Below are 22,981 nucleotides of genomic sequence, written 5' to 3'. Positions count from 1 at the left end.
GGTCAGGGTGTGGCCGTCGCCGAAGTCGTAGGTCCAGCGGGTGGGGGTGGCCTCGACGGTGATGCCGTAGCCGAGCAGCTCGGTGCGCAGGGTGACCGGGCTGGGGTCGGTGGAGACGATGGTCTCGATGTTGATCAGGACCCAGCCGCGGTCGGGTTGCAGCGTGAGGGCGGGTGCGGGGAGCGGGAGTCGGCGAAAGTCGGCCTCGGTCAGGACGGGCAGCAGGTCGACGCCGCAGCCGCCCGGGTCGATGTCGTCCCAGGGGCCCCATGGCGAGGCAGGCGTGGGGCGCGTGTGCATCCACATGGGCATCACGAGGGTGTCGCCTTCCTCGCACTGGACTGCGGTGGTGGCCAAGTTGGCCCCGGGTGCACAAGTGCCGTCGGGGAAGCCCTTGACCCAGATGCCGGCCGCCTCGCGGCAGTAAGGCGATCGTTCGTAGCCGACCAGGCGTTGCTCCGGCGGGATGCTCCGGATCTGCCGGGCCATCTCCTCGGTCTCACTTGCTGCCAAGTGCGCTGCACCGTCGTTCCCGAGCGCAGCTTCAATGTCCGGCGCCGCCGCAGCGGGTGTCACGACACCGACGAGCGCGAGGGCGACGACTACAGGCAGACCGAACCAGGCGAATGCCCGCCGCCTCAACTGGCCCATGGGGCGTCCGACGGGCCTACGTCGATGGCCTCGACGGTCCAAGAGTCTGTGAATCGTAGTGCGAGCAGGAGTGCGAACCCGCCACCTTCACTCGCGCTTCCGTCAGGCCGCGTGTAGGGCTCCTGGCTCACGATCAGCGCCACCGTGTAGAAAGTCCCAGGATTGATCTCGGTCGGCTTCGACGACTCGACCAGGACCACTCCATCCGGATCTGGTCCGGTTTCCGTGATGTCGCTGGTGAAGCCTGCGCACGTTTCGCAATCTGGCGCTGTCAGGCGCGTCCACTCCGAGACGTCAGCCGTCGCGGAGGCGTGGTTGAGCACAGCTATGGCGTACCGCGCGGCGGCCTCGGCGCCGGTGATGTCGGCATTGCTCATCTCCGCCGGTAAGGGGGGCGCGGTAGTGGTGGCGCTCGGCGTCGTCGTAGCAGCGACACTCGGTTCCGCTGTCAGTGTCGCCACCGCAGTCGATTCCGCAGGCACAGCGGGACTGGTGCACGCACCCAACATCAGTCCCACACCTGCGACGGCAGCGAGCCGCCTGCGCCTATGCATCCTCATGTCGGAAAAGTACCGGTTCAGCACCTCCAGGGGTGTAGGTCGGTTCGACCTGTGGACAAGCGATCTGATCCATCACGGATGCATTCAACCGTCCCGCGCGGCACCGAGTTAGGTCTGGGTGACGGCGGCGATCTCCTCCGCGACGACGTCTGCCTCCGCCAATGCCCGCCATGCGGGCACCCGGAGGACCTGCCAGCCGAGCCCTTCCAGCACGGGCCCGCGCAGGTGGCACCGGCTCGTCGCTGTCAGTCGTCAGTCCTACGCTTTCTCCCGATCACGAAGCTCGGCCTCAAGCCCTCCGGCTGGCCGACTGGCAACCGCGCAGAGCGCACGGTGCCCCCGGAGGAAGATCCGCCCGCGCCGCCGGCACGGGAAGATGCTCGACCTGACGGAGTACCCCGTGCCTGATCTCCACCTCGACGACCCCACCCACCTCGCGTGCGTCTCCGACGCTCCCGGTCACGTCGTCCGGCCGGACCTCGTCGCCCGCGCTGTCCAGGCTGACGGCACCCCGTGGCGGCCAACGCGCGTCGGTCCGCATCGCATCGAGCTCGTCGATCCTTCGGGTGAGCGGGCGAGCTGGTGGCTGCACAACCCGAAGCCGTTCGTGCGGCATCTCCGTAGCGGAGACCCGACGGTGTGGGTGTACGACTTCGGCGTCGTGCGCGTCGGTGACCGGTATGTCGCCGTCGCGTCCCGTGAGCACTGGACCCCCTGCGTCCGAGCGACGGCGCGTCGGCCGGGCACGCGGGTGGCGTGGCTCGTCGCCATGCTGCAGCCGCGGGCGGACGCCGAGGGCGCTGACCTCGCTCCGCCGCACACGGCCACGCTCTACCACCTCGACCCGCCCTACCGGCTGCGCCGGGTCGCGGACGTTCCGATCGACTGGGTGCTCGTCCTGGCCAACCAGCGCGACGGTGGAGGATCCACGGTGATCTACGAGGCCGACGCGACGGGCCGGCTCGTGTCGCCCTGGGACCTGCCGGGCAGCCACGACGACGGGATCGATCACGTCCGAGCCCTGCAAGGACTCGGTTACGAGATCGCCCTGCCGCCAGGGGGGGGCTGCTGACGGCCGTCGACTCGCGAGAGCGCTGTCCCGCTGGTCGCAGCGACACACGACGTGCGATCGGCTCGGCTTTCGGCAGGCGCGGTGCCGTGCGGATCCCGTGGTGCGCGTGCGGGCGTCCAGGGGTCGACGCAGGATGGAACGGCGCCGGGGCGCCCGGTGCGGCCCGCTCGTCGCCCCGGGTGCCGGGCAGGCCCTCCGCAGGACCGAGGGGGAGCAGGCATGGGCATCGACGACCTCAAGGGCAAGGCGTCCGACGCGATGCAGGGCGAGAAGGGCGAGCAGGCGAGCGACGCCGCCCTGGAGAAGGGCTCCGACGCGGCCTCGTCCGCCACGGGCGGCAAGCACGACGAGCAGCTCGACAAGGCGCAGTCGGCGGCGGACAAGAAGATCGGCGACCAGTGACGACCTCCGTCCGGGCCGGGCGCGGTGCCCGGCCCGGGCGGCCGAGAGGAGCGGCATGAGCAAGGACGTGACGGGTACGGGGGCGACGGAGATCGAGCCGACGGGGACGGGCACCGACGACGGGCTCGCCGAGGCGCTCGACGAGACGTCGGGGCCGAGCGAGAACCCGCAGGGGCCTCGCGGGGACGGTCCGACGTTCGACCGGACGGGACACCCTGTGTCCCCGTCGTCGGGAGGTGACCTGGAGGGTGACCCGCTGGTCGGGCACGACGGGCAGGACGGCGACCGCTGAGCGCCCAGCCCGACGCGACCGCCGGCGCGTGACCGCGGCGGGTACTCGTCACCGGATCGGACTCGGGCATCGGCAAGGCCACCGCGGTGGCGCTCGCCGACGGTGCGGAGCACGTCACGATCACGTGGCACGAAGACGACCAGGACGCCCGCGCCACCGCCGCGGAGGTCGAGGCCCTGGGTGCGCAGGCGCACGTCGTGCACCCGGACCTGTCCGACCCACAGGCAGCCGCGCCCGTCGTGGACGAGGCGATCACCGCGATGGGGGGGCATCGACGCCGCCGTGCTGAACGCCGGCACGGGCACCTCGACGCTGCTCGTCGACACCGCCTGGCAGGAGCGGCGGCACGTGCTGTCCGTGGACCTCGACGGTGCGTTCGTGTGCCTGCAGGCGGCCGCGCGGCACACGGTCCGGCAGGGCGCCGGCGGGCGGATCGTCGCCATCACCAGCGTGCACGAGCACGCGCCGAAGGTCGGCTCCGCGGCCTACTGCGTCGCCAAGGGCGGCCTCGGCCTGCTGGTGCAGGTCGCCGCGCTCGAGCTCGCCGACCACGGCATCACCGTGAACGCCGTCGCGCCCGGGGAGATCGCCACGCCGATGACGGGGCAGGAGGATGAGAGCTCGCTCGCGGGCAAGCGCCGGCCGGGCATCCCCGTGCCGCGGCCCGGTGATGCGCGCGAGATCGCCGCGGTCGTCCGGTTCCTGTGCGGGCCTGAGGCCGGGGACGTGAACGGGGCGTCGTGGCCTGTCGACGGCGGGATGCTGCGGATGGGGCCGATGGCGGGGGCGGGGATGGAGTCGGAGGGGTGGCGGACGGTGTGGCGCGGGCATCCGCGGTGCGCCAGTCCACAGGTACCGAGGCCGTGACGAACACTCGCCGCGGCTCGGCGTCGAACGCCGAGGGGGCAGATCTCCTGCTCTCGCGCCACGAAGTCGGCGTCCGCCAGGACCCTCCAAGTGCGGACATAGGCCACCTGCCGACCGAGGCGCTGCAGGACGGCGCCGCGCGAGCATCCAGTGCAAGTTGCAGTGGGGCAGCGCCTACTCGATCGCCGCCAGCAGCCGGTGACGCACACGCTGGTAGGCGGCCGTGCCGTCGCGGTAGGGCGCTTGCACACGGACCAGGGGGCGGCCGACGACGGCGGGAATCACGAGGTCACGGAGAGCATCGTGGTATGCGCGCTGACGCTGACGACCGCCAGGCCCGAATCCAACAGCGGGCTTGCTCGCGCGGTACTTGTCCGACCTCGGCGACCACTCCCTGCACAGGGCTCTGTACTCGTCCATGTCGAAGCCCAGCCTTGCGTCGGCCGGGTAGTGGTCGAATGTCAGCAACCGGTAGGAGGTGAAGTGCTGTGACTCGTCGAGCTCGATGAAGGTGCCTGTCGGTTCGTGAACGAAGTCGCCCGGAAGAGCGGTCAGCCGCTTCCTCGATTGCGAGACTGGGTCGCCATCGAGCGCGGCAAAGATGTCAGCGAGTGCCCGACGTACCGGCTCAGCGCCGGGAGGCAGGCCCAGGTGTCCGCGCTGATTCAGCCAGGGGGCACGGGCGCGCACGAGCGGCAGTCCGTCGGCCGCCGCAGCAGCGATGAAGGCTCGTTCGCAATCCCCGACTGGCATTGGACAAGGAAAGCACGCCCTCGGTGCGCGCGCTGGTCAGACGTGAAGTCGCGCGCGTGGGGCTGCCACCGCGGGTCTGCAGACAGCCTGGTCCGGGTGGAGCGATTGCGCTATGTGGTCGTCGCGCGTCAATCGATGTGCCGGGCGCGGAAGGTGTTCACTGCTCCCATGGCTGTCGATACGAAGATGACGGGGACGATCGGCGAGCACTACGTCTGCGCCATGCTCGCGCGCCATGGGTGGGCACCCGCCCTGACCAGGGATGGTCTCGCGCGGACCGACATCTTGGCGGCGCAGACGACCGGGGAGCGGCGCGCGATCGAGGTGCAGGTGAAGAGCATACGGTCGGCGGCGAAGAACCCCGACTGGCCGCTGGGCACCAACTCCCAAGGTGTCGCCCTGAACGACCGGGAGTGGTTCGTGTTCGTTCTGATCGACCCGAGTCCGGCTGGGAATATGCGGACGTTCGTCGTGCCGCGGGACCATGTGGCGGCCACCATCTGGATCGAGCACCAGCACTGGCTCACGGAGCCAGGAGTCCGTGCAGGGAAACGGAACACTCCGTTGAGCAATGCTCGCTCGTCGTTGGCCGCCTTTGTCGGATATGAGGACAGGTGGGATCTGCTCCTCGAGTCGGCGCATGACGCCCCTGTGCTTCTCCCGCCGGTGCTCCGGAAGTACGCGATGGAGGAGCGGGTCGGGCTTCCCGCTGGCCACCCATGGATCGGATCTCTCCCGGTCTGGTAAGGCGGACTGACTACGGCCGCATAGCGAGGCTGGGCCTTGCCTCGGCCGCTGCAAGTGCCAAGGTTCTGCGCCACCTGAGCGGGCCCCGAGGGGTCGTCAGACGAACAACGACGTCGCACGCCAGGAGTCGACCTAAACCTGGGCGGTCCCGCCTCATACGCCTCTCTCTGCGCATGACACCGGCACTTGGAGTGTCGCCGCACGTGCAGGAAGCGGTAGGGCACGGAGCGTCGGCTCGGTGTCAACTAAGGGCGCTGCGATGACGAGGAAAGAGCATGAGCCGGACTCGCTACACAGCGACTGACTACGTCGACATCACGCCGCGCGCAGCACACCAGCAGTGGATCGCAATCCTCGGCCGTTCGCCGGTGGGTCTGGGGCAGCGCCAGGAGAACTTCACACCAGTCGAGACGCTGCTCTGTCTGGCAGCGATGTACCTCGTGGACAGCTCGCGCTACAGCAGTGCCGCTGCCAGCCGGGCACCGAGGCCGGTACCGGAACTTGCAGGCCTCTTCCGGCGGCCGCCCACGAGCATCATCGCCAAGATGGACAACCTCGACGGGTCTCGCCCCAAGGGGAACAGGAACGACATCCTCGTCGCGGCGACATTGAGGAGCGACCCCGAGAGCCTGGCCGGGGCGTATCGGGCCTGCCTCGCAGGTGCTCGGGCAGCCGGTGTCGATGGCGCCGTGCTGCCAGACTTCCTCGGCATCGAGCCAGGAGGGCAAGTTCGGTTGCTCGGCCAGGACGAGCTCGGGCTGAGCGTGCTGGAGCTAGCCGTCGAAGAGGCTCTCGAGAGCTTCGCGGACGCAGGCTACGGGGAGCGGGAGACTGAGCGCATCGCCCTCGCAGCGGTCCGCGTGGGCCAGCACCGGTTCGCGCGGGACGTCCTGGCTAACTGCGGTCACGCATGCGTCTTCTGCGGGTTCGCGGCACCGAGCGCAGGCCCGTCCCACCTGCTGCGCGCGAGCCACGTGAAGCCGTGGCGGGACGCGACCAGGAGGGAACGTCTGCACGTCGCCAACGGCGTGGCCGCGTGCCCCACGCACGACGCCGCCTTCGACCAAGGGCTGCTCACCATCGAGGATGACCTGCGGATCACCGTGGCGCCCAGCCTCGTGCGTGACCGAGAGCAGCGGCCGGAGGTCCGGCGGTACTTCGAGTCGCCGCACCTGTACGAGCGTCTCGCGCTGCCGGTCGCGGCGACCGTCGTGGACGTGCAGTACGCACAGTGGCACCGGGGTCACATCTATCAGGCGGGCTGACCGACCGTGCGTCGTATTCCGCGTGGGTCGGCTGCGCCCGAACGCGGCGCCCTCACCCGCCGATGCTGCTCGCGTACGAGCGCAGGATGTGCATCACGATCTGGTAGACGGCGAAGATCCCGGCGATCGTCAGCATGAACTCGACGACGGCGGCCCGCCGCTTCGACATCCCTCGCTCCTTCGTACGCCTTGGCGACCGACCCGTGCCGCGTGTCGCCCTGGTGCGCTGACCTGCAGTAGCCGATCGCCGGGGTGCCCGACCGGCCGGCGTCGGCACCAACGGCCTCCGCAGCTCGTCCTCCAGGTACCGCGCGACGTCCGCCACGTCGTACACCGACAACCGCGGCGGCATCCGCAGCAGGTACTCCGCGAGTTGCCACCGTCCGAGCACGTCCACGCCCTGCACGGGCGTCGGTGCCTGGTCCTGCGCGGCGAGGCAGAGCACGGCCCGTACGGCCGTGCGGTGCTGCGGTGCGAGCAGTGCCGTGACGTCGGCCGCTGCCTGCGAGACGCCGTCGGCGGACGACGCGCGCCCGTAGCCGTTCTGCCGAAGGTTGCCTTCGGCGACGGCGACGCGGCCGGACCAGTTCTTCGCGTCGATGACGACGATGCCGCCAGGCCCGACAGCGACATGGTCGATGTTGGCGCGCTGCCGGCCGGGCCACCGCAGGTCGTGTAGCGCGACCCAGCCGTACCGCTCGAGGTGGGCGAGGTTGGCGGCGACGAGGCGTTCCCCCTCCGCTCCGACCGACCAGTTGCGCTGCGCAGCCTGCGCTCGACGGATGACGTCCTCGTCGATCGCCTCGCCGCGGGCCGCCTCCTCGCGCAACCGTGCGACCCTGCGAGCCCGGCGACCGGCCTCCTGCTCGGCGCCGTAGCCGGCCTCACTCATCGTGGCTCCATGCCGGGGAGGTCGGTACGGCAGGGGCCGGTCTGAAGTCCGACCCGCTCGATTCGCCCGGTCGTGCGGACCGCTACACCCGCGCCAGCTCTTTCCACCGCGCTCTCGCCGCCGCATGGTGCTCCTCGATCAGCCCCACGTCCGGCAGCCGCGTGTCGTGCACCGAGATCCGCCGCCCGTCGAGCACGGCCAGGCTCTCGTGCCGCTCCAGCAGCACCGGCGCGACCTGCGTCGTCCACGTCCGCGGGTGGAACGTCAGTACCAGCCGGTCGAACAGCCGGTGCACGTCGGCGCGCAGCAGCAGCCCGCCGTCGTCGGCGTGCTCCGGGCGGTCCGCGAACCGGTAGAGGTGCGCGGCGTCCAGGACCATCTCCGGCTGGGCGCCGGTGACAGCACACGTAGGCCCGTACCGGTCCAGCAGCCGTTCGCGGAAGCGCTGCTGCCCGACGCGTCGTCGCACGACCGCATCGACGTGCCCGCCCGTGATCGGGGCGCCGTGGCGCAGCAGCTCGGCCTCGAGCGCCTCCTCGACGCCCCCGAACTCCTCGAGCATCGTCAGCGCCCGCGCCCAGTCGAGCCGGCGGATCGCGTTCTGCCGGTCGGCGCCGGCGTAGACACCCTCGAGCGCGCGGACGGGCAGCGGGGAGTCGAGCGTCCGCCACGAAGAGCGGTAGACGGCGGAGTACCGGGTCACCGCCATGTCCTTCAGGACCGGCTCGTCGAACTCCGCCTTGCAGTCGTTGCAGCGGTACCGCGGGAGTGCCCGCTTGCGCTCCGTGGCGTCGGCAGACCCGCACTGAGGACACCGGCGCATCGTCTTCACGCCAGGTCCGCTGGTCACGTCCTCGACCACGCCGTGGCCCAGGATCAGCTGACCGTCCCGCACGACCAGCAGGTCACCGGGCGCGATCGCCTTGTGGTTGACGACGTTCGAGTCGTACTCGTACCGGTGCCCCAGGACGTCGCCGTACCCGCCGCCGACGAGCTCGTCGGTCGTCCGCGTGTAGCAGCTCCAGGCGGTCGGCGTCGCTGCCGACCCGACCCGCCGCTGGACCTCCATGGGCCGAGCTCATCAGCCGGCGCCCCGCGCGACAAGTGTTCCTCCGGCCGTTCACCCTCGTGGCGGCGCGCGCCGGCCGGCGACGGTGTACCGGCCGAGCAGCGTCATGGCCGCCGCCGTGGCCAGCGGGAGGACGGGGGGGCGCACGGTCGTGCACCTCCCGTGGCGATGAGCGCGGCTGCGTTCACAACCTCACGGGCAACTACATCTAGGGCGCGTCGGGCCCGCACGGAGTGTCCCGAGACGTCCGACCTGCGGGGCGGATCGTCACAGGTCCTCGTGCCCCGTCCCGGGAACTCGATCCGGGTCGATCCGCAGCCGCTTCTCCTCGCGTGCGAGGTCGGCGGCGTCGCGGGACAGCAGGATCAGGATCACGATGTCGCTGAGCTGCTGGACGCCGACCCGCCCACGGTTCGCGAGGTCCCAGGTGGACCGCGGGAGCGACCCGCGGTCCACCTGGGCCGGTGCGCCGAGCGTCGTCCCGACGAGCGCGCAGAGGTCGGTGTAGGCGTTCTTCAGCTCCGCCGGTGCCTCCTTGACGGCGTCGGAGACGTTCACGGTGAGCTTGTCGAGGGTTCCGCCGGTGGCCTCGTCCGACAGCACGAACGCCCGCGCGCTGTCGTCGTTGGTGCCCAGGTTCGTGGTGAACCGGACGGCGTTCCGTGTCTCGAGCCGCACGGACCACCCGCGAGCGGCGGCGAGGTCGAGCGCGGTCTGCCTCCCGGCCGGCCACGTGAGGGCGCCGAAGGCACGCAGCAGGTCGTTGATCTGGTCGGGTCTGGCTGTTCGCATCAGGGGCCTCGTCCCGAGCGGTCACGTCTGGAGGACGTGAAGGCGGCGTGCGACCGAGGCAGGCGATGCGGTCCGCGAGCGCGGGCATCCCTGGAGGGGAGCGCGATGTTCACAGGGCCTCGCGTCCCGTACCCGGGATGCGGCCGGAGTCGATCCCCAGCCGCTCCTCGCCACGCTCGAGGTCCGCGACCTCCTGCGAGCGCAGGACGATGACGACGGACTCGAGCCTCTGGACCACGACTCGTCCACCACTGGCGATGTCCCACGCGGTCCGGGCGTGCTCCCACGCGTCGGTGCGCACCGGTTCGCCCAGCTCGGCCTGGACCGCAGCCGCCACGTCTCGCTGGGCCTCGTCCAGACCTGCAGGCGTCCCGGGATCCCGGTCGGAGACGTGGACCGTCAGGTCGAGGACTCGGCCGTCTGCACCGTCCGGCCTGATCAGAGCCCGGAAGGCACGCATGAGCGCCCGGATCTGGCCGGCGGATGCTGTCTGCACGGGATGTCCTCCTCGGTCTGCCACGGCCAGATCGTGTCGGGTTCGCCGTCGTGAGCCGGCAGGACGCGGGCCCTCCGTTGGGCGCCCTCGGTGCTGGTGACGGTCTAGAGGTCCTCGTCTCCCGCCCCGGTGATGCGGTTCGGGTCGAGGCCCAGTCGCTTGTCCTCACGGAGGAGGTCGGCGGCGTCGCGCGAGATGAGGATCATGATCACGATGTCGTCAAGCCGCTGGAAGCCGACCCGCCCGCCGTTGTCGAGGTCCCAGAACGTCCGCGGGTTCGACCCCCGCTCCACGTATGCCGGTGCGCCCAGCGCGTTCTCGGCGACCCTGCAGAGGTCGGTGTAGGCCTTCCTCAGCTCTGCCGGCGCCGCCACCTCTGCGTCCGAGACGTTGACGGTGAGCTTGTCGAGGAGTCCGTCGGTGGCCTCGTCCGACAGCACGAGCGCGCGTGCGCTGTCGTCGTTGGTGCCGAGGTTCGTGATGAAGCTGACGGAGTTCTTCGTCTCGAGCTCCACCGACCACCCGCGCGCGGCGGCGAGGTCGAGCGCGGTCTGCCGCCCGGTCGGCCAGGTGACGGCTCCGAACGCGCGCAGCAGGTCGCTGATCTGGTCGGGTGATGCGGTTCGCACCGTGGGTCTCCTCGTGAGCGGGGATCAGGTGATGGCCTGGCGGATCAGCGTGGGATCGACCGTGAGCTCGAAGATCCGCACCGTACCCTTCGCTGTCGCGTGGACGAGCTGGTAGCGCGGGCGAACTGTGCCGTCCATGAGGCCCTGGACGATGTCGGGGTTGTCGTGCAGCCACTGCTGCAGTGCCTTGTCCACGCGCACGACATCGGCCAGGTACGCGGGCGACCCCTGAGGGGCTCGGGTGTTGTCGGGCAGGAGGCGGCCGGCGGTACTCAGACGGCCGCCCCCGCCCTTGGCCTCGACGAAGAGCAGCTGGTCCCGCTCATGTACGAGTCCGACGATGTCGATCGTGTCCCGCCCGGCGTCGGCCCCGTCGACGACGATGTCCGCACCCTGGGACCGCAGAGCGTCCCTGCCGGCGGCCTCGCCGAGGTCTGCGGAGGCACGGTTCAGCGCGGTGGAGCTGGCATGCTCCGCCCGTGCAGCCTCTTCGAGCTCGGCGACGTGCTGGCGGAGCGCGGCCGAACGCTCGGGGCTGAGCGACTGATCCGTCCGGATGGCGTTGTTGAGGCGCCGCACGGTGCCGTCGATCTGCCGGTTGACGAGATCCGGCCGCGAGACGGAGAGGCCCGCGTCCGTCAGGACGTCCAGCTTCTGGGCGACGGCAGCCCGGTTGGCGGAGTGCGCGGCGGCGGCCGCCTGGCGCGGCGCCAGCGCCTGCGTGTGCTCGTTCGCCTGGAAGCTCACCTGGTCCGTGATGCTCTTCTTCGAGACCTGATGGGACGCGCCAGCCCGCACCGGGTTCTGGACCGGTGCGTTCTGCACCGTGCTGCGCTTCTGCGCCAGCCACAGTCCCGGGTCCTCGGCGACGTCGTCCACCGCACCACGCACGGCGGCGGCACCCCGTGACCGGATGAAGCTGCCGGGCACGAACGTCGTGGCGATCGCGACGCCGTCCATCAGCATCTGGAAGGGCGTGGCGGTGAGGAGGTAGTCGCGGGTCGCCTGGCGGGGGTCGCGGAGCCACGTGGCGATGCCGTGGCTCTTGTCGAGGCCCCACGTCAGGACGCCGGAGACACCGAGGGCCACGCCGAGCGAGCCGCCCGAGAGGGCGACGAGGGCGACGACGCCCGCGCCGACGAGGATCTGCGTGCCGAGCGACTGGCTGTGCCACCACCGCCCGACGGCGTCCATGACGCCGGCGAGCCAGCTCGGGTGGTCGTACAGGGTGTCGAGCCCGGACGCGGTGACGGGCGCGAGGACGAGAGCCCCGAGCAGCAGGACGACGAGCGCTCCCGCAGCCACGCCGCGGCGCACGGTGACGTCGACGGGCCCGGCGAGGCGCTCGTAGCCGAGCTCGCGCGCGGCGCGCTGCGCGGTCACCGCCGTCAGGCCGCGCTGGGCGGCGACGCGCCGCGACTCGCCCGGCTCGGCCGCGAACGCCGCCAGGGCCGTCGTCCAGTCGCGCACGACCACCCACGCGGTGCCGAGAACCGCCAGCGTGACGACAGCGGGCACGTGGCGCAGTGCGGCCGGCCAGGTCGCGGCGGCGATGTTGCAGCGGACGATCGCCTGGTCGACCCAGTCCGGCCGCGGGGTCTCGACCAGTGCCGCGCTCGGCACGCGCGCGAGACGCGCGCCGTCGACGAGCAGCAGGACGAACGCGAGCAGCACGAACACCGTGGGTCGGAAGTGCCCGTGCCCGAACGCCGACCAGCTGGCGCGGACCCACCACGGCACGTGGGTCGTCGCGGGGTCCAGCCAGAACGGCGTGCCGTCGTCGTTGCTGCCGGACCCGCCACCGTTGTACGCGGCGTGGTCCGCGATCGCGACGACCAGCCCCATGACGGGCGCGGCGACCGCGCCCACCCGCACGAGCACCGCCACGCGGTCCGACCGGCCGCGCACCTGGCGTACCGCGACCAGGGCGAGGCCGACCAGGCCGGTCACGATCGCGGTGACGACCCCGTGCCCACCGAAGCCGGCACCGGCCTGCTCCCAGTCGGTCGGCACCGGCCACGTGCGGAAGCGGATCCAGTCGTCGGGCAGGCCGCCGCCGTGCAGCAGCCGCTCGAGCAGTCCGATGAGTCCACCGCCCGAGAGCCGCAGGCGACGCAACGTCTCCTCGGCCAGCAGGAACGCAGTCCCGGAGGCAAGGCCGAGCAGCAGCCAGTCGGCCGTCGCGAACCGTGAGGCGCGTCGCGGGGCCAGCAGCGCGACGAGCGCCACGGGCACCAGCTTCAGGGTCTCCTCGGCGACGGACGCGATCCCGACCGTGGGCCCGCTGCCGCCCACGCGCACCTCGAGGACCGTGGCGGCCAGCCACGTCGAGAGCACCCCGATGCCGATCGACCACGGGATGCACGCGGTGAAGAACCGCAGGTACGCGCTCCACGTCAGGGTCTTCGTCCGGGCGAGGAAGAACCACGCGATGACGACCCACGCGCAGCCCAGCCACGCCCGCACCGACACGCGCACGTCCGGCACGAGGACGAGCAGCCCCAGCAGCCAGACGAGCCCGACCCAGAGACTGACCGCCCGGATCCTGGCCCACCGCAGCGCGAGGACGGGACGTGCGGCCCACCACTCGGCGCGCCGCTGCGCCCAGACCTGCCACCACTCACGCGGGGGTGCGGCCTCGGTCGGGTGCGCCAGGGGGGCGGCGGGTGGCACGGCAGCACCTCACGAACGGGACGAAACGGACGCGGAGCACCGTAGCGGGTCGTGCCCGTGGGGCGAAGCCGCCGTCCACACCCGACGTCGACGCCGGGGACGACGACGCGGCGTCACCCCCCGCTGACGTACGTCCCCACGCCCCGCACCCGCACGCGTCCCCACTCCAGCGCGAGCGCGAGCCCCGCGTCCAGCCGCTTCCCGATCGCCTCGGTGACCCGCTTCCCCCTGAACATCTGCAGCGCCCGACGCTTCAGCTCGTCCGCCGACGCCCCACCCGTCTCATCCGCGGCCACGCGCAGGGCGTTGGCGATCTCCACGAGCGACACCTCGTCGACCGGCCGGCTCCCGCCGTTCGCCACGCGCCGCACCTCGAGCCACGTCCGGGGCTCCACGCCCGCGGGCCAGTAGAAGTCGTCGTCCGCGGGCCGGTTCTCGGCCGGCACGAGCCGCCTGATCGACGCCTTGCGCTCCTCACCGACGCGCCCCAGCCCGTACGCGCCCGCGACGATCTTCGCGAGCCGGTCGGGGTGGATCGGGCCCTCGACGGTGATCGCGTCGACGACCGCGGCGCGCACCTGCTCGGCGGCCCGTGCGTCGGGGAGCCGGTCGAGCGTCGAGACCTTGCCGAGCACCCCCGGCGCCCACTCCTCGTGGTCCCGCACCGCGGGATGCCGCCGTACCGGCGCCCGGTCGAGGACGGACGCGCGCGCGCCGGCGTGCCCCTCACCCGCCGCGACCACGGCGACCGACCCCGTGACGACCTCGCCCTCGTCAGGAACGCCGTCGCCGTCGCCGACGTCCCCGTCCACCTCGACCCGCAGCGCGGAGACCTCAGCCTCCCCGGGCGGCAGCGAGTCGACCACCACCCCCCGCGTCGCCTCCCGCGCCCGCTCCACCGCCTCCATCAGCCGCAGCAGCGTCGCCTGCCGCTGCTGCACCCACTCCGGCAGCCACACCCGCTCGACCCCGGGCCACCGCATGAGCCCCTGCAGCACCTCGACCGGCAGCCCGTCGCGGTCGGCGACGGTCCGGCGCGCGTGCCACGTCGGGCCGTCGAGCAGCACCGCGACCAGCGGCCGGTCGGGGTCGTCGGCGGTCGCGATCGACACGTCCACGCGGAAGTCCGAGAGCCCCACGTCGGTGCGCACGGCGTACCCGGCCCGCCGCAGCTCGGCGGCCAGGTCGTCGCGGTGGTGGTCGACGATGTCGCGTCGCCGGCCGCCCCCGACCCCGACCTCGACGCCGTGCGCCGCGAGCTCCAGGTACGCGCGCAGGTGCTTGGTCCCCACCTGCGTCGACTCCTCGGCCCGCAGCGCCTCGGGCGCGAAGCTCGCGTACAGCACCACCTGCCGCCGCGCGCGCGTCACGGCGACGTTGAGCCGACGCTCGCCACCGGGCTTGGACAGCGGCCCGAAGTTCAGCGGCACGACGCCGCGGTCGTTGGCGCTGAACGCGACGGAGAACAGGATGCAGTCGCGCTCGTCGCCCTGCACGTTCTCGAGGTTCTTGACGAACAGGCCGTCCGCCTCGTCCAGCGCGGCGACGATGCGGGCGTCACCGCTGTCGCGCAGCAGGTTGTCGATGAGGTCGCGCTGCGGGGCGTTGAACGTGATGATCCCGAGCGACGGCGCGCGCCCCGGTGACGCCGCGAAGCGCGCGCGCACGTCGGCGACGATCGCGTCGGCCTCGACGGGGTTGGTCCGCAGCGCCGTGCCCTTGCCGGACCGCTCGAACCTGCCGTCGACACGCACCAGCGAGATCCCGTACCCCGCGGGGTGCTGCCGGGTGTCGCTCGGCAGCGGCGCGGGGAACGAGGACAGGCGGTCCTCGTAGTACAGCCGGTTGCTGAACGCGATGAGCGACTCGTCCTGGCTGCGGTAGTGCCACGACAGCCACCTGCTCGGCACGCGCGACTGCACGCACTCGGAGAGGATCGACTCCTCGTCGACCACGGTCTCGACCGCGACGTCCTCGTCGTCCTCGGCGCGCACGTTCGTCTCGGCGACCTGCGTGGGCGGCATCTGCTTGCTGTCCCCGACGACGACCACGGACGACGCCCGGCCCATCGCCCCGATCGCGTCGGCGACGCGGATCTGCGACGCCTCGTCGAACACGACGACGTCGAACAGGCCGGCACGCGCGGGGAAGAACCGCGCGACGGACTCCGGGCTCATGAGCGTGCACGGCATGATCTGCGTGATCAGCTCGCCGTAGTGCTCCATGAGCGCGCGCACCGTCATGCCTCCGCGCTCGCGCTTGAGCTGGCGGACCAGCCCGCCGATCTGCCCGGCACCGGACGTGACGTCGAACCGCCGCATCGCCAGCACCTGCTCGGGGATCGCCTGCGGCAGCTCGGCCCGCACCGCGCGCGTCGCGTGCGTGAACCGCTCGATCGTGCGGTTGTGCGCCGCGACGTCGAAGTCCCCGAGCGCGGTCGCGTCGGCACGCTCGACGAGGGACGCGCGCGCGGCCCCGCGGTCGAACGCGAGCACGGCGTCGTCGGGGACGACGCGGCCGTCGAGGATGCCGCGACGCGCCGCGTCCATGCCGTGCCGGCGCAGCGGCTCGACGTGCTGCACCAGCGCGACCCATCGCTCGAGCGACGCCGCCCACTCCAGCCGACGCTCGCCCCGCGTCGCCCACCACGCGGTGAGGAACCCGTCGTCGCCGCACCACCGGTCCAGCGCCTCGCGGTCCGTGGCCACCGCGGCCGAGAACCCCGACCAGCTCTCCGCGAGCTCGGTCAGCGGCCCCGACGCGTCCCCGCTCGCGGTGCCCGCGTAGTACGCCCGCCGGTCGCCCGCGAGCGCGGAGCCGTCCGCCTCGAGCACCTCACCCAGCCACACCAGGCGGTCGACCTCGTCGCGCATCCACGCGGCCGCCACCGGGTCGCCGGGGTTCCAGCCGTCGGCGGCGAACGGCAGCGTCGCCTCCTGCACCAGCGCGCGCAGCTCGCTGACCTGCGCGTACGCCGCCGCCAGCTCGGCGGTCAGCGTCGAGAGCGTCTTCAGCGGCACCGCCCGCGGCTCCACGACGAGCACATCCGCGAGCTGGGCGAGCACCGCGCGCCGCCGGCCCCGGCGCTTGAAGAACCCCGCCTCGTCCGCCGCGAGCGCCGCCGCGTGGAGCGCCGCGACGTCCCGCCGCATGACGTCCGGCCCGACGACCTGCCGCCACGCGCCCGTCCCGGCCGCGAGCGCGTCCGCGGCGGCGCGCAGCCGCTGCAGGTGCGGGCGCCAGGCCGGGTCGTGCCGGGCGTCGACCATCGTGAGCGGGTACCGCGGTGCGGCGGCGAGCCGCGCCCACGTCGTCGCGTCGTCCACCGACCGCAGCCGCCCGAGCCGGGCCAGGTCCAGGCCCGCGTCCTGCGCGGCGCCGATCGCGGCGTCCAGGCGCTGCGCCGCGGCGTGCGCCGCCGGCACGTCGCACGGCGTGCCGGGGCGGACGTCCACGAAACGCCACGGGTGCGCCGGGCGAGGCCGCGCGAGGTCGGCGTGCTCGGGCAGGTCGCGCAGGACGTCCCGGACCTCCGCGAGCTGCTGCGGCGTGGCCGTCGCGACGAACGCGGCGGGCACGTCGAGCGGCGTGATCGCCTGGTCCGACGCGAGGTCGAAGCTGCGCGCCGAGTACAGCGAGTGCCCGGCGCCGTTCTGCTCGTGCAGCCGGGCGGCGTACGTGGCGAGGCGCCGGCGTGCGGCCGCGGCGGTCTCCGAGCCGGCGCGCAGCGCGTCGACGTCCGGCGCGGCGTGCAGCTCGAGCGCCGCGCGCAGCTGGGCCCGCACAGCGGCGGGGCGCGCGGCCTTGTCGTGCAGGTCGAGCGACAGGTGGGCCAGGCCCACGGCCTCCAGCCGCTTCTTGACCACGTCGAGCGCCGCGCGCTTCTCGGCGACGAACAGCACGCGCCGTCCCTCGGCGAGCGAGCGCGCCAACAGGTTGGTGATGGTCTGCGACTTGCCCGTCCCCGGCGGGCCCTCGAGCACGAACGTGCGGCCCGCCACGGCGTCCGCGACGGCCTCGAGCTGCGAGCTGTCGGCCGGCACGGGCACCGCGGCGCCGAGCGCGTCGAGGTCGACGTCCTGCGGCGGGGGAGCGGGGTCGGTGAACGCGTCGAGCGGTGTGTGCACGAGGTGGTGCACCAGGGGGTTGCGCGTCAGCGTCTCCCAGTGCCGGTCGAGGTCCCGCCACAGCGGGAACTTCGCGAACTGCAGGATCGCGAGGTCCACGGTCTCCTCGACGCGGAACGGCAGGCCCGCCTGGGCGATCGCCAGCCGCACGGCCTCGAAGGCCGCGGCGAGGTCGATGCCCGAGGAGTCCTCGCCCGGCTCCGCGAGCCCCGGGATCTCGAGGTCGAACGCGACGCGCAGCTTCTCCAGCAGGCAGTAGTTCGGGGTCGAGACGCCCGCCTCGTCGAGCCGGATGCGGTAGGCCTGCCCGCGGCTGGTCGTCGACAGCTGCACCGGCACGAGGACCAGCGGCGAGCGCAGGTCGCGGTCGTTGAACCGCCAGCGCAGCATGCCGAACGCGAGGTACAGGTTGTTCGACCCCGTCTCCTCGACGATCGTCTTCGCCTTGTACGTCAGGTACCGCAGCTTGCCGGTGTACGCGGCGCTCGTGATGTCGACGTACGCGGCGCGCTTGTCGGCGAGCAGGACCTCGCGCGTGTCCTCGGGCAGGTCACGGCCGAACCGGGTGCCGCGCGCGGCGTCGACCTCCGCGACGACGTCGGACGCGACGAGCGTGATCGCGACGTTCGCGCTGATCTGGTCCTCGAGCCGCGCGAGCGCCTGCCCGGGGACCTCGAGGCGGAAGCCCGACCGGTCGGTGTAGTGGATGAGCCGGTTGCGCAGGCTCAGGTCGAGCAGGGAGTTCTTCCACCGGCCGACGCGCGCGGGCACCTCGCGCCGGTCGTCGTCCGCGCGCTGCGACGGGGTGCCGCGGTACGCCGCGATGGTGGGCCCCGCGCCGGCCGTGTACGTGTGCACGACGACCTGCCCGTCGGCGTCCACCGACCGGCTGGGCAGCGGGTAGATCCCCGCGAGCCGTGCCTGCCGCACGTCGGTCACGCCGACGACCTGCGACAGGTCGCCCGCGAGCCGGTTCTTGCCCGCCCGGCGCGCGGCCTCGAACGGCTTCGACTCGACGCCGCCCGCGAGCGCGGTCGTCTCGACCAGGCCGATGAGGCCGAGGTCGACGAGGTTGACGACGTCCGCGACGTCGGACGTCGCGACCATCCCGAGCGTCGTCTCCTGCCGCCAGTAGCCGACCACGGCGTGCCCCGCGAAGAGCCACAGCGTCGGGTTGATGCCCGCCTGCTCGAGGGCCGCCGCGTACGTGACGGTCGTGTCGAGGCACGTGCCGAGGCGCCCCTCGAGGACCTCGGCGGGCGTGCGGACCTTCTGGCCGACGTCGCCCCACGACGCGGGCGGCTCGGCGTACCGCACGTCGCGCGCGCGCATCGCGTCGTAGACGGCGGCGGCGATCGCGTCGACGCGCTCCGGGTCCTCCGACTGGTAGCCGTCGAGCGCGGAGCGCCCCGTGGACGCGCGCAGCAGGTCCGACGCCTCGACGAGCAGCGGGGCGACGGCCGCCGCGTTCGGCTGGACGTGCGCGGCGAGCATCTCCAGCGCGAGCTGAGCCGGCCGGGCCACCCACTGGTGCGACGCGAGGACCTGCACGTCGGCGGACCCGGTGCCGAGCACGGTGCCTGCGGCGTCCCGCAGCACCGTGCGGATCCGGCCCGGCTGCTGCTCGTCGACCGCGAGCATGCGCGCCGGGTCGAGCACGAGGTCGACGTCGCGCAGCGTCGTGGGTTGACCGGCCGCGAGGTCGAGCAGGTGGACCTTGGGCCCGCCGAGCGACCCCGTCGCGCAGACGACGTCGACCTCGAGCGACGCGCCGCGGGTGTCGGCCGCGACGGGCGTCACGGTGATCTCGTCGATGACGCCGATGCGGCTGTGGGCCATCGCGTAGCTGAGGACCGGCGGCGCGGTGATCCGGGTCGTGACGTCGCCGGGTGTGACGTCGGCGTGGTGCTCCCCGTCGTTCACAGGCGTCCTCTCGGCCGTCGGGCGCACGCGCCCTCGTCGTCTCCACGTCGACGCACCGCTCCGTCCGGGAGCGGCGCCACCGGGACGCTCCCGCACTGTAGCGACGGGGTCCGACGCGGGAGCGTGGGGGCGCCGCGGCAGGGGTGTGACGTCGGCGCGGCGCGCGGGCGCCGGCCGGCGTCAGCCCGGGTTGAGCTGTGCGAACAGCGCCTCGAGCTCGGTGCGCATGGTGTCGACGCGCGTCTGCTCCGCGGTGACCTCCGCGGCGGAGGCCTCCAGCGCGGCGCCGCGCGCGGCGATCTCCGCCTCGTCGCGCGCCAGCAGGGCGCGGGCGTCGGCGATGAGGTCGGCGGCGGGCGCCTCGGGCAGCGGGGTGCCGTCGCGCCACGTCCACGAGAGCAGCGAGCGGGCGCGCTCGGACGCGGGCAGCGCGGCGAGCCGTGCCTCCTCCTGCTCGATGGTGCCGCGGTACTGCGCGAGGCTCGCGATGTCGGCCTGGAGCTGCGCGGTGCCCGCCGACTGGTCGTACTGGCGCTGCGCGAGGGCCTGCTGCGCGGCCGTGACCTCGGCGGTCATCGTGTCGATCTGCGTCTGGAACGCGGTGTGCACGCCGACCAGCGCCTCGCGGTCCGCGATGAACCGCGCGTAGAGCGCCTCGAGCGCGGGGTCCAGGCCGCCGGGCTGCCAGACCTGCGTGCCGATGTACGCGAACAGCTCGGTCGGCCGGTTGGCGGGCAGCGTGCCCACGGACCCGGCGACCTGCGTGTGGATCTCGTCGGCCGGGTCGATGCCGTCGAGGACCGTCGCGAGCGTCGTCGTGGCCGCGGCCTGCTCGTCGTCCGTCAGCTCGCTCCAGGCGGCGTGCAGCAGCTCGTGCGCCGCCGTCTCGACGACGAACCCGCGCAGCCGCGGGTCGGCGGGCGTGTAGATGACGATGCGGCCGCCGGTCTCGATGCCGCCGGCGGTGCTGTGGTAGCAGCCGACGGCGCCGCCCGCCGCACCGGGCGCGTCGGCGTCCCCGCGGTCGCAGCGCCCCGCGAACTCCTCGGCGCCGAGCAGCTCGGGCTCCGCCATGTACAGCAGGTCGCGGCCCTCGTCGGTCAGGAACATCTCGCCCGCCAGCGCCGCGACCTCCTCGGTCGGCTCGGGGACGCGACCCGCGACGATGCCGTCGAGGAACGGGGCGTCGGCGCTGCGCAGCAGGCCCGGCAGCACCGCGGTGGCGACCCACCACGCGAGCACCCCCAGCACGGCGACGACCACCAGGCGCGTCACCAGGCTGCGTCGTCGCGGCGCCGGCGGCGGGGGCGCGGCGGGGGCGTACGCGCCCCACGCGCCGGGCGTCCCGCCCGCGGGCGTCCGGCCCGCTGCCTCGTCGGTGACCCACCGCGGCACGCGTCCCGAGGGGGAGCGCGGCAGGTCGTCGGGAGGCAGGCTCATGAGGTCACCGATCGGCAGGTCGGACGGTCGTGTTGAGGTGGGCGCCACGCGCCGGGAATCTCGCTCGTCCGACAGATCCTCCCGCACTCGCCTGGGAGGCGCGTGCCGGGGACGGCGGGCGGACGCCCGTCACGCGCCCGCGCGCACCAGCCCCGTCTCGTACGCGACCACGACCGCCTGCACGCGGTCGCGCACGCCCAGCTTGGCCAGGATGCGTCCGACGTGCGTCTTCACGGTCGCCTCGGACAGGAACAGCCGCGCCGCGATCTCGGCGTTGGACAGGCCCTCGGCGACCTCGCGCAGCACCTCGACCTCGCGCGGCGTGAGGTCGGCGAGGCGGGGGTGCGGGCCGTCGGACGTCGCGACGTCGGCCCCCGCGGGCAGGTGGTCCGCGAACAGCTCGAGCATGCGGCGCGTGATGCGCGCGGACACGACCGCCTCGCCCGACGCGACGGTGCGCACGGCCGTCGCGAGCTCGGCCGGGGCGGCGTCCTTGAGCAGGAACCCGCTGGCCCCGGCGCGCAGCGCCGCGAACGCGTACTCGTCGAGGTCGAACGTCGTGAGCACCAGCACGCGCGTGTCGGGGTGCGCCTCGACGATGCGGGCGGTCGCGTCGATGCCGTTGACGCCGGGCATGCGCACGTCCATGAGCACGACGTCGGGGTGCAGCGCCGCGACCTGCTCGACCGCGGCCTGCCCGTCCTGCGCTTCACCCACGACCTCGAGGTCGTCGGTGCTGTCGATCAGCAGCCGGAACCCCATGCGGATGAGCGCCTGGTCGTCGACCAGCAGGACGCGGATCATGCTTCTCCCTCGTTCGTGGGCGCGGCGGTCGCGGCGGCGTCCGCCTGCGGCAGGACCGCCCGCACCCGCCAGCCGCCGTCGTGCGGGCCGGCCTCCAGGGTCCCCCCGAAGGCGGCGGTGCGGCCGGTCATGCCGGCGATCCCGCGCCCCGACCCGGCGGTCGGCGTGACCGGGCCGCCCGGGCCGCGGTCCGTCACGACGACCTCGACCGCGTCGGCCAGCCGCCGTACGGCGACGTCGACGGACGCCGTGCCGGGCGCGTGGCGCAGCGTGTTGGTGAGCGACTCCTGCACGATGCGGAACACCGCGAGCTGCACCGTGGTGTCCAGGCCGTCGAGCCCGGCCACCGCGAGGCCGGCGGTGCGCACGGGCAGGCCGGCGGTGCGGAACCGCTCGACCAGGCGGTCGAGGTCCTCGACGCCGGGCTGCGGGGCCGTCGGCACGTCGCCGGACGACGCGTCGTCGTCCGGGCCCGACGCGCCGTCGGCGCCGTCCGCACTGTCGCCCTCGTCGCTCGGCGCGTGCAGCACCCCGAGGATCCGTCGCACGTCACCGAGCGCGCCGCGCCCGGTGTCGACGAGCTCGTCGAGCGCGCGCCGCGCCTGGTCGGGCGACCGGTCGATCGCGGCGGCGGCGCCACCGCCCAGCGCGATCATCACGGTGATGGAGTGCGCGATGACGTCGTGCATCTCGCGCGCCACGCGGGCGCGCTCGTCGGCCTGCGTGACGCGCGCGCGGTGCTCCTCCTCGGCGGCGCGCGCGGCGGCGGCCTCCGCGAGGGCGGCGGCCCGCAGCCGGGCGGTGCGCACCAGGGTGCCGAACGCGATGCCGAACAGCGCGAGCACGACCAGCGGCAGCGCGGTGATGATCCACGACGGCGGCAGCACGTCCGCGAGGAACCCGGGCAGCCGGAACCGCGAGACCGCGTCGACCGCACCGGGTGCGTCGCCCGCGGCGAGCGACCCGACGAGCCCCACGCGCGGTGCGAGCCGTGCCGTGACGAGCACCGGCACGACGACGGCGAGGGCCACGACCCATGTCGTGCGGGGCGGGCGGGCGGCCGCGACGGCGAACAGCGCGGCCGCGAGCGCGAGCTCGTACCCGTTGGCCGCCCCGGCGACGACGAGCGTCGCGATCGCGAGCACCGCGAGGACGGCGGCGACCAGCTCGGGACGGCGGTGCCGCGCGAGCAGCACGCCCGCGCCCACCAGGGTGAGCAGGACCGACGCGAACGCCATGGTGTCGGTCTGCTGCTGGCCGACGTACCGGCTGAGCAGGTACATCGACTCGGCGCCGAACGCCGTCATCACGCCCCACGCGACGAACGCGACGACGAGCGCCATGGACGCCAGCGCCCGCCACCACGTCCGTGCCGGGGCGCTCGTCATGGCCCGCAGCCGGGCCCGGAGGCGACCGACGGGGCGCGGCGCGCGATCGTCCGCGCCCGCCGCGGCCGACCCGCGAGGGCCGAGCCCTGCGGCCCGGCCCTCGGTGGTCGTCGTGTCCGTCACCTGCGCATCCTCCCAG

Annotated in this window: 19 protein-coding genes, 1 pseudogene and 1 riboswitch; of the genes and pseudogenes, 7 read left to right on the top strand and 13 right to left on the bottom strand. The window is 73.3% G+C overall.

Annotated features, from left to right (window positions below):
• Positions 1-651, bottom strand: a 651-nt coding sequence (locus H9657_RS19185; RefSeq protein WP_225215239.1) for a hypothetical protein, incomplete at its 3' end; no start/stop codon positions are given.
• Positions 639-1,160 carry a DUF6318 family protein gene (locus H9657_RS12880; protein WP_225215270.1) on the bottom strand — a complete coding sequence of 174 codons (522 nt, stop codon included), beginning with the start codon at positions 1,158-1,160 and terminating at the stop codon, positions 639-641. The genes H9657_RS12880 and H9657_RS19185, both read right to left, overlap by 13 nt.
• Before the next feature lie 323 nt (positions 1,161-1,483).
• A riboswitch (SAM riboswitch) is annotated at positions 1,484-1,595 on the top strand.
• A 16-nt stretch (positions 1,596-1,611) separates the two neighbouring features.
• Here H9657_RS12880 and H9657_RS12875 point away from each other — a divergent pair.
• The 5 genes and pseudogenes from H9657_RS12875 to H9657_RS12860 all read left to right on the top strand — a co-directional run bounded on the left by H9657_RS12875 (position 1,612) and on the right by H9657_RS12860 (position 3,844).
• Positions 1,612-2,283 (top strand): hypothetical protein, encoded by a 672-nt coding sequence (locus tag H9657_RS12875; RefSeq protein ID WP_191783808.1) that lies wholly within the window; start codon positions 1,612-1,614, stop codon positions 2,281-2,283.
• A 219-nt stretch (positions 2,284-2,502) separates the two neighbouring features.
• Positions 2,503-2,685 carry an Rv0909 family putative TA system antitoxin gene (locus tag H9657_RS12870; protein ID WP_136518377.1) on the top strand — a complete coding sequence of 61 codons (183 nt, stop codon included), beginning with the start codon at positions 2,503-2,505 and terminating at the stop codon, positions 2,683-2,685.
• A 55-nt stretch (positions 2,686-2,740) separates the two neighbouring features.
• Entirely contained in the window at positions 2,741-2,977 is a 237-nt protein-coding gene (locus H9657_RS12865; protein WP_191783807.1) for a hypothetical protein, read from the top strand.
• An 86-nt stretch (positions 2,978-3,063) separates the two neighbouring features.
• A pseudogene (locus H9657_RS19715) lies at positions 3,064-3,183 on the top strand (SDR family oxidoreductase); the annotation flags it as partial.
• 76 nt (positions 3,184-3,259) lie between these two features.
• Positions 3,260-3,844, top strand: a complete 585-nt coding sequence (locus tag H9657_RS12860; protein ID WP_318241477.1) for an SDR family oxidoreductase — start codon at positions 3,260-3,262, stop codon at positions 3,842-3,844.
• A gap of 174 nt (positions 3,845-4,018) precedes the next feature.
• On the opposite strand, the gene H9657_RS12855 is transcribed toward H9657_RS12860, so the two are convergent.
• Entirely contained in the window at positions 4,019-4,597 is a 579-nt protein-coding gene (locus H9657_RS12855) for a DUF7255 family protein (RefSeq protein WP_191783806.1), read from the bottom strand.
• A gap of 168 nt (positions 4,598-4,765) precedes the next feature.
• On the opposite strand from H9657_RS12855, the gene H9657_RS12850 reads away from it, so the two are divergent.
• Both H9657_RS12850 and H9657_RS12845 read left to right on the top strand, forming a co-directional pair.
• Positions 4,766-5,344: a hypothetical protein gene (locus H9657_RS12850; protein WP_191783805.1), complete on the top strand. Its 579-nt coding sequence runs from the start codon at positions 4,766-4,768 to the stop codon at positions 5,342-5,344.
• Between the two features lie 275 nt (positions 5,345-5,619).
• The gene (locus H9657_RS12845) at positions 5,620-6,609 is read left to right on the top strand and encodes an HNH endonuclease (RefSeq protein ID WP_191783804.1); all 990 of its coding nucleotides are present in this window, start codon (positions 5,620-5,622) and stop codon (positions 6,607-6,609) included.
• Positions 6,610-6,661: 52 nt separating this feature from the next.
• Here the strand turns inward: H9657_RS12845 and H9657_RS12840 are convergent, their stop codons facing one another.
• The 10 genes from H9657_RS12840 to H9657_RS12795 form a co-directional block, all read right to left on the bottom strand.
• On the bottom strand, positions 6,662-7,501 hold the full coding sequence (locus tag H9657_RS12840) for a nuclease-related domain-containing protein (protein WP_225215238.1): 840 nt from the start codon (positions 7,499-7,501) through the stop codon (positions 6,662-6,664).
• 82 nt (positions 7,502-7,583) lie between these two features.
• Positions 7,584-8,570, bottom strand: coding sequence for an HNH endonuclease (locus tag H9657_RS12835; protein WP_191783802.1), 987 nt, complete (start codon positions 8,568-8,570; stop codon positions 7,584-7,586).
• Between the two features lie 267 nt (positions 8,571-8,837).
• Positions 8,838-9,362, bottom strand: coding sequence for a DUF6301 family protein (locus H9657_RS12830; protein ID WP_191783801.1), 525 nt, complete (start codon positions 9,360-9,362; stop codon positions 8,838-8,840).
• Positions 9,363-9,471: 109 nt separating this feature from the next.
• Entirely contained in the window at positions 9,472-9,822 is a 351-nt protein-coding gene (locus H9657_RS19180; protein WP_225215269.1) for a DUF6301 family protein, read from the bottom strand.
• Between the two features lie 140 nt (positions 9,823-9,962).
• Positions 9,963-10,487, bottom strand: coding sequence for a DUF6301 family protein (locus tag H9657_RS12820; protein ID WP_191783799.1), 525 nt, complete (start codon positions 10,485-10,487; stop codon positions 9,963-9,965).
• 24 nt (positions 10,488-10,511) lie between these two features.
• Positions 10,512-13,160 carry a hypothetical protein gene (locus tag H9657_RS12815; protein ID WP_191783798.1) on the bottom strand — a complete coding sequence of 883 codons (2,649 nt, stop codon included), beginning with the start codon at positions 13,158-13,160 and terminating at the stop codon, positions 10,512-10,514.
• 113 nt (positions 13,161-13,273) lie between these two features.
• A complete protein-coding gene (locus H9657_RS12810) occupies positions 13,274-19,210 on the bottom strand; it encodes a DUF3320 domain-containing protein (RefSeq protein WP_318241476.1) in 5,937 nt (1,978 codons plus the stop codon).
• Positions 19,211-19,390: 180 nt separating this feature from the next.
• Positions 19,391-20,650: a hypothetical protein gene (locus H9657_RS12805; RefSeq protein ID WP_191783797.1), complete on the bottom strand. Its 1,260-nt coding sequence runs from the start codon at positions 20,648-20,650 to the stop codon at positions 19,391-19,393.
• A 129-nt stretch (positions 20,651-20,779) separates the two neighbouring features.
• A complete protein-coding gene (locus H9657_RS12800) occupies positions 20,780-21,454 on the bottom strand; it encodes a response regulator (RefSeq protein WP_191783796.1) in 675 nt (224 codons plus the stop codon).
• Entirely contained in the window at positions 21,451-22,965 is a 1,515-nt protein-coding gene (locus H9657_RS12795) for a sensor histidine kinase (protein ID WP_191783795.1), read from the bottom strand. Before H9657_RS12795 ends, H9657_RS12800 begins: the two co-directional genes overlap by 4 nt.
• Positions 22,966-22,981 lie beyond the last annotated feature (16 nt).

The sequence above is a fragment of the Cellulomonas avistercoris genome, assembly GCF_014836445.1.
In the GTDB taxonomy this organism is placed as follows: domain Bacteria; phylum Actinomycetota; class Actinomycetes; order Actinomycetales; family Cellulomonadaceae; genus Cellulomonas; species Cellulomonas avistercoris.
The sequence above is the reverse complement of the archived record's forward strand: the minus strand, read 5'-3'. Positions and strand labels throughout refer to the sequence as shown.

Bases quoted from the DNA above. Each gene is read 5' to 3' on its own strand.
- H9657_RS12830 (WP_191783801.1), bottom strand. From the start codon at position 9,362: ATGCGAACAGCCAGACCCGACCAGATCAACGACCTGCTGCGTGCCTTC.
- H9657_RS12880 (WP_225215270.1), bottom strand. From the start codon at position 1,160: ATGTTGGGTGCGTGCACCAGTCCCGCTGTGCCTGCGGAATCGACTGCG.
- H9657_RS12845 (WP_191783804.1), top strand. From the start codon at position 5,620: ATGAGCCGGACTCGCTACACAGCGACTGACTACGTCGACATCACGCCG.
- H9657_RS12865 (WP_191783807.1), top strand. From the start codon at position 2,741: ATGAGCAAGGACGTGACGGGTACGGGGGCGACGGAGATCGAGCCGACG.
- H9657_RS12835 (WP_191783802.1), bottom strand. From the start codon at position 8,570: ATGGAGGTCCAGCGGCGGGTCGGGTCGGCAGCGACGCCGACCGCCTGG.
- H9657_RS12855 (WP_191783806.1), bottom strand. From the start codon at position 4,597: ATGCCAGTCGGGGATTGCGAACGAGCCTTCATCGCTGCTGCGGCGGCC.
- H9657_RS12840 (WP_225215238.1), bottom strand. From the start codon at position 7,501: ATGAGTGAGGCCGGCTACGGCGCCGAGCAGGAGGCCGGTCGCCGGGCT.
- H9657_RS19180 (WP_225215269.1), bottom strand. From the start codon at position 9,822: ATGCGTGCCTTCCGGGCTCTGATCAGGCCGGACGGTGCAGACGGCCGA.
- H9657_RS12800 (WP_191783796.1), bottom strand. From the start codon at position 21,454: ATGATCCGCGTCCTGCTGGTCGACGACCAGGCGCTCATCCGCATGGGG.
- H9657_RS12870 (WP_136518377.1), top strand. From the start codon at position 2,503: ATGGGCATCGACGACCTCAAGGGCAAGGCGTCCGACGCGATGCAGGGC.
- H9657_RS12850 (WP_191783805.1), top strand. From the start codon at position 4,766: ATGGCTGTCGATACGAAGATGACGGGGACGATCGGCGAGCACTACGTC.
- H9657_RS12805 (WP_191783797.1), bottom strand. From the start codon at position 20,650: ATGAGCCTGCCTCCCGACGACCTGCCGCGCTCCCCCTCGGGACGCGTG.